Source organism: Rathayibacter festucae DSM 15932 (assembly GCF_004011135.1).
Taxonomy (GTDB): Bacteria; Actinomycetota; Actinomycetes; order Actinomycetales; family Microbacteriaceae; genus Rathayibacter; species Rathayibacter festucae.
The window spans coordinates 2387669-2403906 of record NZ_CP028137.1 but is presented as its reverse complement, the minus strand read 5'-3'; the positions used below and the strand labels follow the sequence as shown (position 1 = coordinate 2403906).

Here is a 16238-nt window from a genome sequence, read left to right as displayed (position 1 = left end):
CGATGGCTGAAGTGTGCGATGCGCGCCGGGACGTCGCAAGGCGAAGCGACACCGCGTCCCAATCCGTGGCGCGGCGGGCCTGGAGTGCTAGGGATCGGCGCGATTCCGCGGGGCCGGGCCCGGCGGTGCCGTCGGCGGACGCTCCCCGCCGGTCTTCGGCGGGCACACGCCGTGACCCCCGGACGGGTGCCGCGACAACTGACGGCTGGTGGCCGGAGTGGCCGGCGGACACGATGAGCACGTTCCGCCGGACGGCCCGCCGCCGACCGGACGACCCCGCCCCCCCACTCCCGAGAGGAACGGTCCGAGCGTGTTCTCACGGCTGTCCCGCCGCACCCGTTCCGCCGCCTCCGTCGCGTCGGTGACCGCCGCCGCGCTCGTCGTCTCGACGATGGCCGTGCTCTACCAGGGGGTGACCACCCAGGACGTGGATCTCAACGACGCCGGGGTCTGGGTGACCAAGCCGACCGCGCTGCTCGCGGGCCGGCTCAACTACCCCTCCGAGGTCCTCGACGCGGCCCTGCGCACCCAGGGGACGAGCTTCGACGTCGCGCAGGAGGCGGGCACCGTCGTCGTCCACGACCAGAGCAACGCGACCGTCTCGCTCGTGGACACCTCGTCGGTCGCGCTCGGCGAGGCGGTCGCCGTGCCCGCCGACTCCTCGGTCGTGCTCGGCGGCGGCGTGCTGGCGATCCTCGACGCGGCCACGGGCGCGCTCTGGGTGCGGGCCGTCGACGCGCTCGCCTCGTTCAGCGTCGAGGCCGACGAGCCCACGGCCGAGCTCGGCGCGGATGCGGCGGCCACCGTCGCCGCCGACGGCACGGTCTTCGCCTACTCGCCCGGCGAGCAGGAGCTCGTCACGGTCCGCACCGGCGGCGCCCCCTCGACCTCCGCCGTCTCGGGCTTCGCCGAGGGAGCGACACCGGCGATCACCGCCGTCGGCTCCACCCCGGTCCTCCTCGACGCGGGGAGCGGCGCGGTGTCGATCGACGGGGACGACCCGGTGCAGCTCGGAGTCGCGGACGGGCTGACGCTGCAGCAGCCGAGCACGAGCGGCGAGGACGTCGCGATCTCGACCGGTGCCGCCCTGCTCCTGCAGCCGCTGGACGGCTCGGCCGCGCGGACGGTGGACTCCGGCGGGACCGGCGCCGCCGTCGCGCCGGTCCGGGTCAACGGCTGCACCTACGCCGCCTGGTCCGGCTCGGGGCGGTACCTGCGCGACTGCGGTGGAACCGCGGACGACGTCGCGAAGGAGGTGCCGGATCTGGGCGCCGACCGGCAGGCGGTCTTCCGCGTCAATCGCAGCGCGGTCGTGCTGAACGAGCTGACCGTGGGCTCCGTCTGGCTGGTGAACCAGGACATGAAGGAGGTCTCCGACTGGGAGGACGTCACGCCGCCGGAGGACGACGCCACCAAGGACGACGACAACACCAGCACCCAGCAGCAGGTGCAGGACACGATCCCGGAGCGGTCGGAGGAGAACACTCCGCCGGTCGCCGTGGACGACGAGTTCGGCGTGCGCGCCGGGCGCAGCGTCATCCTGCCGGTGCTCGACAACGACAGCGACCCGGACGGGGACGTGCTCACCGCGTCCGTGACCGGGGCGCAGCCCGGACTGGGCGCGGTGTCGCCGATCTACGGCGGCAGCGCCCTGCAGATCACCCTGCCCCCGGAGGCGAGCGGGTCTGCGACGTTCGCGTACACCGCCGACGACGGACGCGGGCAGACCGCGGACGCCGTCGTCACGCTGACCGTGACGCCGGCGGGCAGCAACGCGCCTCCCGAGCAGAAGCGCGAGGGGCGGATCCTCCTGGAGCAGGGCGCCTCGGTCTCCTACAACGTGCTGCCGGATTGGATCGACCCGGACGGCGACGAGCTCTTCCTCCGCGCTGCGATGTCGACCAGCGACGACCAGGTGCGCTCGACCGCCGACGGACTCGTCACCTTCGACGCGATCGGCGCCGAGCTCGGCCGGAAGGACGTCGACCTGCTCGTCTCGGACGGCACGGCGGAGATCCCGGGGGTGCTGCACGTGGACGTCCGCGCGCCCGGGTCGACCGTTCCCGTGACCAATCCGGACCACGTGACGACCCTCGCGGATCAGACCGCGACGGTCGCACCGCTCGGCAACGACCTCAGCCCGTCCGGCGCGCCCCTGCTGCTCGCCGAGGTCGAGCAGCCCGCCGGCGCGACCGTCACCCCCGACTACACGGCGGGGACCTTCACCTTCACATCGCCGACACCCGGCAGCTACTACCTGCAGTACCGCGCGAGCGACGGACCGGACTCGACCCCGGGACTCGTCCGTGTCGACGTCCTCCCGGCGACCAGCGAGGCGAAGAACCCGGTCGCCGTGCGCGACGTCGCGCTGCTGCCCTCGGGCGGCACCGCGCTCGTCGACGTGCTGCAGAACGACTCCGACCCCAACGGCGGGCTGCTCGTCGTCTCCTCGGTGACGGTCGACGCCGGCGTCGGTGTCGCGGTGGCGATCCTCGAGCACGAGGTGCTGCGCGTCACCGACCAGCCGGGCATCACCGAGCCGGTGACCTTCCGCTACACCGTCTCGAACGGCACCGGGACCACGACCGGCGAGGTGCTGGTGGTGCCGACACCCGCTCCGGCGACCCTCGAGCCGCCGATCGCGACCGACGACTCGGCAGCCGTGCGCGTCGGCGACACCGTCACGATCGACGTGCTCGCCAACGACGTCTCGCCCGGCGGCGGGCTGCTGACGGTGGTGCCCGACCTCGTGGCACCGCTGCCCGACGCCGCCGACGGCGTCGCGTTCGTCTCGGAGGACCGCGTGCGGTTCCGGGCGGGCGACACCGCGAAGACGGTCTACGTCACCTACGAGGCGATCGACGCCTCGGGCCAGAAGGACGCCGGTTACGTCAGCATCCAGATCCTGCCGATGAACCGCGAGGCGAACTCGCCGCCGCGGCCCGAGAACCTCGAGGCGCGCACGCTCTCGGGGACGACCGTCTCGATCCCGATCCCGCTGGACGGCATCGATCCGGACGGCGACAGCGTGACGCTGGTCGGTCAGGCCAGCGCTCCCGGCAAGGGGCGGATCGACGAGGTCGGGGCGGATCACCTCACCTACACGGCCTTCGACGACTCCGTCGGCACCGACTCCTTCCGCTACGAGGTGAGCGACGCTCTCGGCAAGCGGGGCACGGCGACGATCCAGGTCGGCATCGCGCCTGCGTCGACGGAGAACCAGGCGCCGGACGCGGTCAAGGACGTCGTGACCGCGCAGCCCACGCGCAGCATCGCCGTCGACGTGCTCGCGAACGACACCGACCCCGACGGCGACACGCTCTCGCTGGTCGCGGACGGCCTCACCGCTCCGGAGGGAGTGACGGCGCGGCTGTCGGCCGGCCGCGTGCTGGTGACGACTCCCGAGGCGGAGGGCGACTACGCCGTCCAGTACACGGTCGGCGATCCGCGCGGCGCGACCGCCGTCGGCAGCCTGCTCGTGACGGTGGCGGAGGAGGCGGCGCTGCTGCCGCCGATCGCCCGCGACGACACGGTCACGACCGCGCAGATCACGACGGCGCAGACCGTCGAGGTGCCCGTGCTGAAGAACGACGAGGATCCGGACGGCGTCGCGAGCGAGCTCCGGGTGGCGCTGCTCGGCGAGCCGGCGGGAGCCGGGGTCGGGACCGGCGGAGTCGTGACCGTGACCCCCGGCGAGGAGGCGCAGCTCCTCACGTACACGGCGACCGACGCCGACTCGCAGGTGGCGACCGCCTTCATCCGGGTGCCGGCGCTCAGCTCGACCGGCCCCTCGCTCAAGCCCGGTGTCGAGCCGCTCGAGGTGAAGGCCGGCGAGCAGGCGACGATCCCGCTGACCGACTGGGTCGTGGCTCCCGAGGGGAAGACCGCTCGTCTCACGCAGGCCGACCGGGTGTCGGCGCTGCACTCGGCCGACGGGGTGCTCGTCCGGGACGAGTCGACCCTGCTCTACACCGCGGCCCCCGACTACTTCGGCTCGGACGCCCTGACCTTCGAGGTCACCGACGGCACCGGGCCCGACGACCCCGCCGGGGTGAAGGCGACGCTGAGCATCCCGATCACGGTGCTGCCGCCGGAGAACCAGCCGCCGACGTTCGCCGGGGGAGCGATGGAGGTCGCGGCCGGCGAGGACGCGTCGACCCTGGATCTGCGGGCGCTCTCGAGTGACCCGGACAAGGGCGACCTGGCGAAGCTGAGCTACAGCGTCGCGGGCGCGCCCACCGGGATGACCGCCTCCGTGTCGGGCTCGGTGCTCTCCGTCGCGGCCGACGAGTCGGTCGCGAAGGGGACGCAGGAGACGCTGGCGATCACCGTGACCGACGGCACCACGCAGCCCGTGCAGGGCTCGGTGGTCGTGCGGGTGACCGCGTCGACCCGCCCGCTGACGGTCGCGAACGACGACGTCGTCGCGAAGGCGCCCCAGGGCCGGCCGACCACGGTCGACGTGCTCTCGAACGACGTGAATCCGTTCCCCGAGACGCCGCTGACGCTGGTCGGCGATCCGATCGTGGACTCCGGGGCCGACACCGGCACGGCGAGCGCCCAGGGCGGCTCCGTCGTCGTCACACCGAACGCGGACTTCGTGGGCACCATGACGGTGCGCTACCAGGTGGCGGACGCCACCGGCGACGCCGAGCGCCGGGTGTTCGGCACGATCCGCGTCACGGTGCAGGGCAAGCCCGCCGCGCCGGGGACGCCGTCGGTCAGCTCGGTGCAGGACCGGACCGTCGTGCTCAGCTGGTCCGACGGCGCCAGCAACGGCGCCGAGATCACCAGCCACACGGTGAAGTGGTCGGGGGGCAGCCAGGACTGCGCGGCGACCACCTGCACGATCGCGAACCTCACCAACGACCGCGAGTACACCTTCACGGTCACCGCGACCAACGAGATCGGCGAGTCCGACGCGTCGCCCGCGTCGGCCGTGGCGCGGCCGGACGCCCGCCCGGGCGCCCCGACGATCACGAGCCTGGACTACGGCGACGGCTCGCTCACGGTGACGTGGGCGGACGGCGCGAACCCGGGGTCCGCGGTGACGGGGTACGAGGTGCAGCTCAGCGGGGCCGGCAACGACACCTACCCGGTGCCGGGCGGCACGCGGACCACGCAGCTCACCGGGCTGACGAACGGCTCGAACTACACGGTCGCCGTGCGGGCGTCGAACCGCTCGCCGGAGCCCTCCGACTGGTCGGGCTCGATGTCGATGAGCCCGGCGGGCTCGCCGAGCGCGCCGGCGGCGCCGATCGTCGGTGGATCGGTAGAGCTGGGCGCGCAGACCCAGCTACCGGTGAACTGGATCCCGCCGACGACGGCGAACGCGGAGGTGCTGACCGGTTACACCCTCGTGGTGAAGAGGGGTGGGTCCGAAGAGCGTCGTCTTGAATTGGCTGCCGGAGTCACCTCTCAGAACATCACGGTCGACAACTCCGAGTCTGGCTACACGTTCTCCGTGTCCGCGAAGAACAAGTCGACGGACGCGGGGAAGACCTCCGTCGCGTTCAGCGCTGATTCCGCCGTCCGCCGTGCATTCGGCACGCCGGGCGCGCCTCAGAACGTCTCCGTGGTCCCCGATGGGAGCGAGGAGGTGCTGATCACTTGGAATCCTCCGGCAGTTCTCAACGGCGCGTCCCCATCCGAAGTCACCTACGACGTCACGATGTCGACGAATGACTACTGGGCTCACGGCGTCACCAGTGGTGTCGGTATCGGCGGGCTCGAGAACGGTGTCACCCACACGGTGTACGTGGCTGCGTTCTCGGTCATCGATGGCCGGGAGAGTCAACTGAGCGAGAAAGTCGCCGTAGACGTCATCCCGTTCGGCCCCGTGATTGCCCCGACCACATCGGCGTCCAGCGGCGCAAAGAACGTGACGCTGAATTGGGCGACGCCTCCGTCGAACGGACGCGCCGTCACTCGGGTCGAGATCCGCATCGATGGAGGCGGCTGGATGGACGGCGGGCTCAACGGAGGCAGTCGAACGGTAGGTGACGCCTACAACGAGAACCACTCGATCACAGCACGCGCTTTCGACACCGAGGGCCAAATGAGCGCAGAGAGTACGTCGCAGGCCTCCAGCGGTGCGCCGCCGGCTCCGACGAGCTGGGTCGTTTACGTGCCCGACAGCTCATGCTCCGAGGACAGAGACGACACTGCGTTCCACTTCAGCAGCGGTCCTCCGGCGAGTTGCTCGAGCCAATGGATCCGGGGTGACACGACGGTCTACTGCTACTCCGACTGGTCTCGGAAGCAGGTCGTCGGCAATTACCGCTGGTACCGCATGAGCAACGGCTGGTTCGTGTCCGCCGCCTCCACTGACACCACCGTGCCGGGAATGAAGCCGTGCTGACCCCGCGTCGGCACCGAGAAGAGGGATCGCACTGATGACCATGACACCCGACCAGGCCGCGTGGTTCGCCGCCACGTTCGAGAAGCTCGTGCAGAACGTCGGGCAGGCCGTGCTCGGCAAGTCCGAGGTGGTCTCGCTCGTGCTCACGGCGATGCTCGCCGAGGGGCACGTGCTGCTCGAGGACGCGCCGGGGACCGGCAAGACCAGCCTCGCGAAGGCGATCGCGGCGACCGTGCAGGGCACCAGCAACCGCATCCAGTTCACGCCCGACCTGCTGCCCAGCGATGTCACCGGAGTGACCATCTACGACCAGAAGTCGAGCCGCTTCGACTTCCACCGCGGCCCGATCTTCGCGTCGATCGTGCTCGCCGACGAGATCAACCGCGCCTCGCCGAAGACGCAGTCGGCGCTGCTCGAGGTGATGGAGGAGTCGCGGGTCACGGTCGACGGCGTCGGCCACGAGGTCGGGCGGCCCTTCCTCGTCATCGCCACGCAGAACCCGATCGAGCAGGCCGGCACCTACCGCCTGCCTGAGGCGCAGCTGGACCGCTTCCTGATCAAGACCTCGATCGGCTACCCCGACGCGGCGTCTGCGGAGCGGATCCTGGCGGGTGCGGGGGAGCGCAACCCCTCCGCCGGGCTCCGCGCGATCATCACGACCCAGGCCGTCGCCGACATGGCCGATCTCGCGGCGACCGTGCACGTCGACGGCGCCGTGCTGCGCTACGTCGTGCAGCTCGCCGAGGCCACCCGCTCGGCGCCGGAGACGCGGATCGGCGTCTCGGTCCGCGGCTCGATGGCGCTGATCCGCGCCTGCAAGGTCTGGGCGGCGGCGAACGGCCGGCACTACGTGCTTCCGGACGACGTCAAGCAGCTGGTCGCCTCGGTCTGGCTGCACCGCTTCGTCCTCGACCCCGAGGCGGAGTTCGCCGGTGCCACGGCCGACGGCGTTCTCGGGCGCGTGCTCGCCGAGGTCGCCGCGCCGCAGGAGCGTCAAGCGGCATGACCGGGATCGGAGTGCTCCGGAGGGAGGGGCTCGCGCGACGCGCGGGCGCCGCCGTCGAGCGGTCGCGCCACGTGGTCGAGACGGCCGTCGTGCTGCTCGCGCCCGTGCGCGCCCGCGCCGTGCCCGTGGTCGCGGTGGCGACCTCGTTCGCCTGGGTCCTCCTCGCGCTGGCCGGCCTCGCCTGGATCGTCGGCGCGGTGCAGGGCTGGAGCGAGCTGGTCCTGCTCGCGGTCCTGGCGCTGGCGGTGCTGATCGCCGCCGCTCCGTTCATGATCGGGCGCTCCGCCTACTCCGTCGACCTCGATCTCGCGGCCACCCGGGTGGTCGCGGGGGAGCGGGCGGTCGGCCGCGTCGAGGTGCGCAACGCCTCGGCCCGCTCGCTCCTGCCCGCGCGGGTCGAGCTGCCGGTCGGCGGCGGGCTGGCGGTGTTCCCGCTCCCGCGGCTGGAGGCGGCGGCCGTGCACGAGGAGCTGTTCACCATCCCGACGGCGCGGCGCGGCGTGATCCGCGTCGGACCCGTCCGCTCGGTCCGCGGCGACGGTCTCGGGCTCTTCCGCCGCGTCGTGCCGCACACCGTGCCCGGCGACCTCTTCGTGCACCCGCGCACCGTCGCCGTCGGCGGCTCGTCCTCGGGCTTCCTCAAGGACCTCGAGGGCCGGCCGGCCCCGGAGCTCTCCAACAACGACGTCTCCTTCCACGCCCTCCGCGCCTACGCGCCCGGCGACGACCGCCGCTACGTGCACTGGAAGACGACGGCGCGCACCGGCACGCTGATGGTGCGCCAGTTCGAGGAGACGCGCCGCTCGCACCTCGCGATCGGCCTCTCGCTCGATCCCGCCGACTACCGCGACGACGAGCAGTTCGAGCTCGCCGCCTCCAGCTGCGCCTCCCTCGGCCTCCAGGCGCTGCGCGACGGGCAGCAGCTCAGCGTGCTCGTGCAGGGCCGGTCGCTGCACACGGGCCTGGGCAAGCGCCTGCTCGACGACCTCTCCGGGGTGGAGCTCGGCCAGAGCAGGGGCGACCTCGTCGGCCTGTCGCGCTCGCTCGCCCGCTCGGTGCCGCAGGCGTCGGTCGTGATCCTCGTCGTCGGCTCGGAGGTGACCGCGGCACGGTTCCGCTCGGCGGCCCGGCAGCTCCCGCCCGACGCGCGCGTGATCGGCATGAGCTGCGACGAGGAGCGGCCCGCCGCCCGCCGCAGCATCGGCGAGCTCGCGCTGCTCAGCGTCCCGGCCCTTGAGGAGCTGCCGGCGGCCGTGCGGCGAGGTGCCGCGTGAGGGGCCGTGCACCGGCGGCCGTCGCCGTCGATCTGGTCGCCCTCGCGGTGCTGCTCGCCGTCGGTGTGGTCGGCTTCGGCAAGGTCTTCGCCGGCGCGGACCACCTCGTCGCGGGCGGCCTCGGGATCGTCGCCGGTCTCGCGGTCGGCGCCCTCGCGGCGCGGGCCCGCTGGGGCCTGCTGACGACGACCGGGGTGACCGCCGCCGCCTACTTCCTCGTCGGCACCGCGGCGGCGTTCCGCTCCGCGGGCCTCTTCGGCGTGGTCCCGAGCCCGGAGAGCCTCCTGGGCCTCGCGACCGCGCTGGTCACCTCGTGGAAGAGCCTGCTGACCGTCGAGCCGCCGGCGAACGGTTTCCCGGAGCTGCTCGTCGTGCCGTGCTGCGCCGCGCTGGTCTGCGCCGTCGTCGCGGCGACGATCGCCCTGCGCGCCCCGCGCCCGGTCTGGGCGCTCGCGCCGGCCGCGGCGCTGGTGCTCGTCTCGATCCTCTTCGGCACCGCGGACGCCGTCGCCCCCCTCGCCCAGGCGATCGCCTTCGGCGTCGTCGGGCTGGCCTGGGCGGCCTGGCGCCGCCAGTCGGAGCAGACCTCCGCCGCCGGCGGCGACGGGGCGGTCGACCCCTCCGCGGTCCGTCAGCTGCGGCTGCGCCGGATCGGCTCCGGCGCCCTCGTCCTGGCGCTCGCCGCCGCGGTCGTCGGCGTCTCCGCCGGCGCCGTCGCCCCGGCCGGGTCGCGCTCGACGCTCCGTGAGGACATCGTGCCGCCGTTCGACCTCGACGACTACCCGACGCCGCTCGCCTCGTTCCGCAAGACCGTCCGCGATCAGAAGGACGCGACCCTGTTCACGGTGTCGGGCCTGCAGGAGGGCGTGCGGGTGCGCCTCGCGACCATGGACGCGTACACCGGGACCGTCTTCGACGTGACCGGCGGCGGAGGCGGCTCCGGCAGCTTCGCCCGCGTCGGCAGCACCATCGCCGGCGAGCACGAGGGCACGCCGGCCGTGCTCCGCTTCACTGCGGCGGACCTCGGCGGGGTCTGGCTGCCCGACGCGGGCTACCCGTCGTCGATCGAGTTCGCCGGGCCGCGGGCCGAGGCGCTGAGCGGATCGCTGCACTACAACGACGAGACCGGCGTCGCGGTGGTGACCTCGCGGCTCGCGGCCGGCGACTCCTACACGCTGACCACGACCCTCCCCCCGGTGCCGAGCGACGAGGAGCTCGCCGACGCCGTCGCGGCGCCCGTCACCGTGCCGACGCCGGTCGACGTCCCGGAGGCGCTCACCGACGCGACGCTCGCCGCGGTGGGCGAGGCGACCACCGCGCTCAGCCAGGTGCGGGCGATCGCGACCACGCTCTCGACGCAGGGCTACTTCAGCCACGGCCTCGAGGGCGAGGCGGAGTCCCGCCCCGGTCACGGCTCGGAGCGGCTGCAGCTGCTGCTCACGGACGAGAGGGGCATGGTCGGCGACGACGAGCACTACGCGACCACGATGGCGCTGATGGTCGACGAGCTCGGTCTCCCGGCCCGCGTGGTGATGGGCTACTACCCGGCGGCCGGGTCGGATCTCTCCGGCGACGTCGCGATCACCGGCGACGACCTGCACGCGTGGGTCGAGGTGGCGTTCGCGGAGCACGGCTGGGTGGCCTTCGATCCCACGCCGCCGAAGGAGCAGATCCTGCAGGATCAGCAGCCCGAGCCGGCGGCCCAGCCGAAGGCCCAGGTGCTCCAGCCGCCGCCGCCCCCGCAGGAGCCGGCCGTCGTGCCGCCGGACGTGGTCCAGGAGGACGAGACCGAGGACGACCGGGGCCCGGACCTGGGCTGGATCGGCGTCGTGCTCGCGGTCGCCGGCGGAGTCGTCGGCCTGGCGGCGCTGCTCTTCGGCCCCGCGCTGCTCATCGCGGCCCTCAAGCGCCGACGCCGCCGGGCGCGGGTGGGCGCCGAGCATGCGGCCGACCGGATCAGCGGCGGCTGGGACGAGGTGCTCGACCGCGCCGCCGACCTGGGGACCGTCGTCCCGGCCGGGGCCACCCGCCTCGAGGACGCGGCTCTGCTGCACTCCGAGTACCCGAGCGCAGGGGTGGCGGTCCTGGCCCGGCGGGCCGATGCCGCGGTCTTCGGGCCGCTGGATCCGGTCGACGCCGAGGTCGCCGCCTTCTGGGAGCAGACCGACGCGCTCGTCGCGGAGCTGCACGCCACCGTCTCGCCCTGGCGGCGGCTCCGGGCGCGCCTGTCCCTGCGCTCCCTGCGGCCGGCCTGGCTGACCCGCGCCACCACCGCCGCCCGCGGCGCCCGGACGAACACGACGGGGCGACCCGCGAGGAACGAGGATCTCCATGACTGACACGACGACGTCCGGCTGGGTGTGCTCGCGCTGCTCGACGACGATGGACGCGAGCGCGGCGTTCTGCCGCGGCTGCGGGGCGGCTGCCCTCAGCGCCGGGACTCCGCGCCGGACAGCGGCCGTGCCGTTCGGCGTTCCGGCCGCGCTCGGCCCCCGGGTCGGGGCATACATGCTGGACAGCGTCATCGTCGGCGTCTGGTTCTTCCTCTCCTACGTGATCGTCTGGCTCCTCACCTGGGCGCTCTGGCAGACGGCCTCCACGACCGGCGCCTACAGCGCGATCGCGTACTTCGGAGCGTTCGGGCCGGCCGTTCTGATCCTCGCCTTCGGCCTCTTCTACACGAAGGCGCAGGGCGGGCGGGGCACCCCGGGGATGCGGATGCTCGGTCTGCGCCTCGTGCGCTACGACAGCGGGGAACCGCTCGGATTCTGGAAGGCGGCCGGCCGGAACGTCGTCTTCAACCTCTGCGCCGCGATCATCGTCGGCTACTTCTCGCCGCTGTTCGACACCTCGGGGGAGAACCGCGGCTGGCACGACCAGGCCACGGGCACCTGGATGATCGACACCCGCTCGGCGGGCGCCCTGCGTCCCGTCTCGTCCGTGCGGGAGGCGCCGGTGCCGACCTCGTCGGTGGCCGTGGTGGCCGACCTCGACGAGCCGGTCGTTCCGCGTGCGACAGCGGAGTCGTCCGTCGCCGCTGCCACTCCCGCCGTGTACTCCGCGCCCCTCGCCTCCGCGCCCGCGACCGCCGCGCCCGCCGTGTACTCCGCGCTGGCCGCCGCGCCGGCGAGCTTCGCGGGACCGCCCGCAGGCGGCGTGATCTCCGCCGTGCCCGGCTCCGCCGCCCCGGCTCCGTCCCGGCCGAGCGCCCCCGCGCACGAGCCGGAGGACCTCGAGCTCACCCGGATGAGCGCCGGCGCCCCCGCGCAGCCGCGCCCGCGCGCGGTCCGGCTCCGCTTCGACGACGGGACCGTCGTGGTCGTCTCCGACTCCGCGCTCGTCGGCCGCAACCCCGCGCCGCGCACCGGCGAGGCGGCGGGCGAGCTGGTGGCGCTCGCCGACACGACCCGCTCGATCTCGAAGACGCACGCGCGGCTCGAGCTCCTCGGCGACGAGCTCTCGGTGATCGACCGGCACTCGACCAACGGGACCGGGGTCGTGATCGACGGCACGGCGACCCCGGTGCCGCCCGGCGGCCGCGCCGCGGTGCCCGTCGGCGCCACGCTGACCTTCGGCGACCGCACGGCGGCGGTGGAGTGGGCATGAGCGCTGCGGGCAGCCCGATCGCCGTGCAGTGGGGCAGCGCCACCGACCGCGGGATGAAGCGGGCGATCAACGAGGACTCGCACGTCGCGGAACCCCCGGTCTTCGTCGTCGCCGACGGCATGGGCGGGCACGACGCCGGAGAGGTCGCCAGCGCGATCGCCGTCGACGAGTTCCGCAGCCTGGTCGGCCACGACACGGTCCGCGTCTCCGAGATCGAGGAGTGCTTCGCCGGCGCCCAGGTCCGCATCGCGGAGCTGGCCCTCAGCACCGAGCGCAGCGCCGGGACGACCGTCAGCGGACTGGCCATCGCCGAGATCGAGGACCTGGGCTACTGGCTCGTGTTCAACCTCGGCGACTCCCGCACCTACCGCATGGCGCACGGCGCCCTCGAGCAGGTCAGCGTCGACCACTCGGTGGTGCAGGAGCTCGTGGAGGCGGGCGAGCTCGACGCCTCCGGGATGCAGACCCACCCGCAGCGCAACGTGATCACCCGGGCGCTGGGTGCGGGCAGCGCCGGTGCGCCCGACTTCTGGCTGCTGCCCGCCGCGACGGGCGACCGGATGCTGGTCTGCTCCGACGGGCTCACCACCGAGCTCGACGACGCCCGCATCGCTCTCGTCCTGCGCGACGAGGCAGACCCGCAGGCCGCGGCCACCCGGCTGCTGCACGAGTCGCTCCTCCACGGCGGCCGCGACAACCTGACCGTGCTGGTCATCGACGCGACGGCCGTCAGCGCCGGCGACGACCTCGACCGCACCGTGCCGAGCGACCGGCTGCCGCTCGCCATCGCCGTCAGCGACGACACCGTGCCCCGCGAGATCGTCGCGCGCGAGATCGTCGCGGCACCGCCCGTCACCGGCACTCCCGACACCGAGGGGGCTCGCCCGTGACCGAGATCCGCTACCGACCCGGCCGCTGGTTCGGCGTCGTCTCCGACCGCGGGATGGCGCTGCTGCCCGACGTGCTGGGCGAGGAGGGCGTCAAGCAGGTCTCCGAGGCGTTCGCGGCGGGCCGCGGCCTTGCGGGCGTGCTCGAGTCGCTCACCGGAGTCTTCGGGGCCAGCCTGCTGGCGCTCCCGCCGTTCGCCGTCGTCTCCCTCGAGGACGACCTGTCGCGGGTCGCGGTCCGCGGCGATCTGCTCGTCGAGGTGATCGAGGAGCTCGGCGACGACGCCCCCGTCGTCGCACTCTCCGGCGAGGGGGTGACCACCTGGAACGAGCGGATGATCGCCGCTCCGGTCTCGATCAGCCTCCGTGTCAAGGCGGGCCGGCGCGGGGCGGCGCTGAGCCTGCCGATCGGCAGCGGGGTCGTGCTCTGCTCGCGGCTGACGGCGACGTTCCGTGGCGCGACCCTCGAGGCGCGGCCGGTCGGCGCGGAGGCGGGCGACGCGGCCGATCCGACCGAGGAGGAGCCGGTCGTCGAGGTCGTGCCGGTCGTCGAGGCGGCGATCGTCGAGCCGCAGGTCGTCGAGCCGCAGGTCGTCGGGGTCGCTGCCGTCGAGGCTCCCGCCGCGGCGCCGCCGGTCGAGGAGGCCGTCCCGGCGGTGATGGCGCCTGCGGTCGCGCCTCCGGTCGCCGTCGAGCCGGTGCTCGTCGAGCCGGTCGTCGTCGAGCCGGTGGTCGTCGAGCCGCCGGTCGCGGACCCGGCGCCGGTCGGGCGGATCCTCGCCGCCGAGCCCGCGGTGCCGCCCGCGGCCGTCGCTCCGCCCGAGGCACCGTCGGCGCCGCCCGCGGCCGAGACCGGCGAGCTCGACGAGTGGGGCTACTCCGCCCCGCCCGCCGCAGCGCCCCCTGCCGCGCCCGCGCCGGCCGCCGCGCCTGCGCCCGTTGCCGTCCCCCTCGGCCACGACGAGACCCGCGTGCCCGTCTCCGACACGGTCCGAGCCGCCGACGACGAGTACGACCACCTCTTCGGCGATACCGTCGCCCGGGTCGTCGAGGACGCCGCGATCCGCGAGCCGGAGGACGAGCACGGGCTGATCGACCTCGTCCCGGCCGCATCGCCGCCTCCGGAGCTCGGAGACGGCGACCACGACGGCCACACGATCTCGATCGCCGAGCTGCGCGCCCTCGCGCCCGTCCCGGCGATCCCGACGCCGACGAGCGCGATCGCCCGCCTCGAGCTCTCCACCGGCGACGTCGTCGAGCTCGACCGTCCCGTCGTGATCGGCCGGCGCCCCTCCGCAGGCCGCGTGGCCGCGCACGAGCTGCCGCGGCTGATCACCGTGCCGAGCCCGCTCCAGGACATCTCGCGCAGCCACGTCGAGGTCCGCGCGGAGGGCCGGTTCGTCGTGGTCCGCGACCTGGCGTCGGTGAACGGCACTCTCCTGCTCCGCTCGGGGCAGGTGCCCGTGCGGCTCACCGGGTCGGAGTCGATGGTGCTCGCCGGCGGCGACGTGCTCGACCTCGGCGACGGCGTCACCGTGACCATCCGGGAGCAGGCATGAGCGCGCCGCGGTCGTCCCCGCCCCCCGCGATCCAGGGCTTCGAGTTCCAGCGGCCGCTGGGCTCCGGCGGCTTCGCCGACGTCTTCCTCTACGAGCAGGCCCGCCCCCGGCGCACCGTCGCGATCAAGGTGCTCCGCGCAGGGCTGACGACGGATCGCGAGCGCGACGCCTTCGAGGCCGAGGCGAACCTGATGGCGTCCCTCTCGACGCACCCGTCGATCGTCACCATCTACCAGGCCGACATCGCCGCCGACGGCCGGCCCTACCTGGCGATGGAGTACTGCCCGAACCCCAACCTCGCCGTCCGGCTGAAGAGCGGCCGGCTGGCCGTGGCCGACGCGCTGCGCATCGGCATCCAGGTCGCCGGCGCGGTCGAGACCGTGCACCGCGCGGGCATCCTGCATCGCGACATCAAGCCCGCCAACGTGCTCGTGACCGCCTACGACCGGCCGGCCCTCACCGACTTCGGCATCGCCGGAGCGCTCCTGGACGGCTCCGCCGACCTCGCCGGACTGTCGATCCCGTGGTCGCCTCCCGAGGCGTTCGGCGCCGAGATCCCGAACGAGGTCGCCCTCGACGTCTACGCCCTCGGCGCGACCGTCTACTCACTGCTCGCCGGGCGCTCGCCGTTCGAGCTGCCGGGGCGCTCGATCAATTCGCACGAGCTGATCGAGCGGATCCGCTCGGCGCCGCTGCCGCCGCTCGGGCGCGCCGACGCCCCGGCCTCGCTCGACCGGGTGCTCGCCATCAGCATGGCGAAGGCGCCGCAGGGCCGTTTCACGACCGCCCTCGAGTTCGGCCGCGCCCTGCAGCGGATCCAGGTCGAGCTCTCCCTCGCCGTCACCACGGCCGACGTGCTCGACGACGCCCTGCCGCAGGAGCGGGTGGAGGAGGAGGACGACGGCAACACCCGCATCCGCGGCATCGTCAGCATCGACCCGGTGCCGCGACCCGTCGCTCCTCGCGCGGCCGCGCCGGCGCTCGCCGAGATCTCCGGCGTCCCGGCGTTCGACCTGGAGCGGACGATGGCGCGCGGGTCCGCCGCCTCCTTCGTCGCCCCGGCTCCGCTGTCGGAGCCCCGCGCACCGGTCCAGGAGCCGCCGCGGAGCGCACCGGCGCCCGCGCGCCGTCGCCGGCCGCTCGTGCTCACCGGGATCGCGGTGCTCGCCGCCGCCTCCGTCGCCGGCGGGGCCGCCCTGGTCGCGGCGATGCCGACCTCGACCGCGGACCCCCGCCGCACCACGGCGCCCGAGGCGCCCGCCGATCCGGTCGGCCGGGTCGACGTCCCCGCCGTCACCGGACTCACCGGCGCGGTCGGTGCCGACGGCGTCGTCTTCACCTGGACCAACCCGCAGCCGGAGGACGGCGACCGCTTCCTCTGGGCCCCCGCCGGCACCGGCTCGATCCCCGATCCCCGCACTCAGGAGGAGAGCACCGTGACGGTCCCCGCCGACGCCTCAGGACAGACCTGCCTCGAGGTGACGCTGCTCCGCCAGAGCGGCCGCGCCTCGGCCCCGACGACGGCGTGCGCGCCGTGAGCGGCAC

General features: G+C 74.0%; 8 protein-coding genes. All 8 read left to right on the top strand.

What is annotated here, in order from left to right:
• Nucleotides 1-310 precede the first annotated feature (310 nt).
• Genes C1I64_RS11160 through C1I64_RS11125 form a run of 8 tightly spaced genes read left to right on the top strand, consistent with a single transcriptional unit; the run spans nt 311 to nt 16231 of the window.
• Entirely contained in the window at nt 311-6361 is a 6051-nt protein-coding gene (locus tag C1I64_RS11160) for an Ig-like domain-containing protein (protein WP_127887250.1), read from the top strand.
• Nucleotides 6362-6395: 34 nt separating this feature from the next.
• Entirely contained in the window at nt 6396-7367 is a 972-nt protein-coding gene (locus C1I64_RS11155; protein WP_164874516.1) for an AAA family ATPase, read from the top strand.
• Complete coding sequence (locus C1I64_RS11150) at nt 7364-8641, top strand: DUF58 domain-containing protein (protein ID WP_127887249.1); 1278 nt, start codon at nt 7364-7366, stop codon at nt 8639-8641. The genes C1I64_RS11155 and C1I64_RS11150 overlap by 4 nt, the downstream gene beginning before the upstream one ends.
• A complete protein-coding gene (locus tag C1I64_RS11145; RefSeq protein ID WP_127887248.1) occupies nt 8638-10980 on the top strand; it encodes a transglutaminase-like domain-containing protein in 2343 nt (780 codons plus the stop codon). The genes C1I64_RS11150 and C1I64_RS11145 overlap by 4 nt, the downstream gene beginning before the upstream one ends.
• Nucleotides 10973-12247 (top strand): RDD family protein, encoded by a 1275-nt coding sequence (locus C1I64_RS11140; RefSeq protein ID WP_127887247.1) that lies wholly within the window; start codon nt 10973-10975, stop codon nt 12245-12247. The genes C1I64_RS11145 and C1I64_RS11140 overlap by 8 nt, the downstream gene beginning before the upstream one ends.
• On the top strand, nt 12244-13137 hold the full coding sequence (locus tag C1I64_RS11135) for a PP2C family protein-serine/threonine phosphatase (protein ID WP_127887246.1): 894 nt from the start codon (nt 12244-12246) through the stop codon (nt 13135-13137). The genes C1I64_RS11140 and C1I64_RS11135 overlap by 4 nt, the downstream gene beginning before the upstream one ends.
• On the top strand, nt 13134-14693 hold the full coding sequence (locus tag C1I64_RS20765) for an FHA domain-containing protein (RefSeq protein WP_127887245.1): 1560 nt from the start codon (nt 13134-13136) through the stop codon (nt 14691-14693). Before C1I64_RS11135 ends, C1I64_RS20765 begins: the two co-directional genes overlap by 4 nt.
• Nucleotides 14690-16231 (top strand): serine/threonine-protein kinase, encoded by a 1542-nt coding sequence (locus tag C1I64_RS11125; protein ID WP_127887244.1) that lies wholly within the window; start codon nt 14690-14692, stop codon nt 16229-16231. Before C1I64_RS20765 ends, C1I64_RS11125 begins: the two co-directional genes overlap by 4 nt.
• Nucleotides 16232-16238 lie beyond the last annotated feature (7 nt).

What these genes read in the sequence shown, in the direction of transcription:
- C1I64_RS11155 (WP_164874516.1), top strand. Translation starts at nt 6,396, where the DNA reads ATGACCATGACACCCGACCAGGCCGCGTGGTTCGCCGCCACGTTCGAG.
- C1I64_RS11125 (WP_127887244.1), top strand. Translation starts at nt 14,690, where the DNA reads ATGAGCGCGCCGCGGTCGTCCCCGCCCCCCGCGATCCAGGGCTTCGAG.
- C1I64_RS11135 (WP_127887246.1), top strand. Translation starts at nt 12,244, where the DNA reads ATGAGCGCTGCGGGCAGCCCGATCGCCGTGCAGTGGGGCAGCGCCACC.
- C1I64_RS11150 (WP_127887249.1), top strand. Translation starts at nt 7,364, where the DNA reads ATGACCGGGATCGGAGTGCTCCGGAGGGAGGGGCTCGCGCGACGCGCG.
- C1I64_RS11140 (WP_127887247.1), top strand. Translation starts at nt 10,973, where the DNA reads ATGACTGACACGACGACGTCCGGCTGGGTGTGCTCGCGCTGCTCGACG.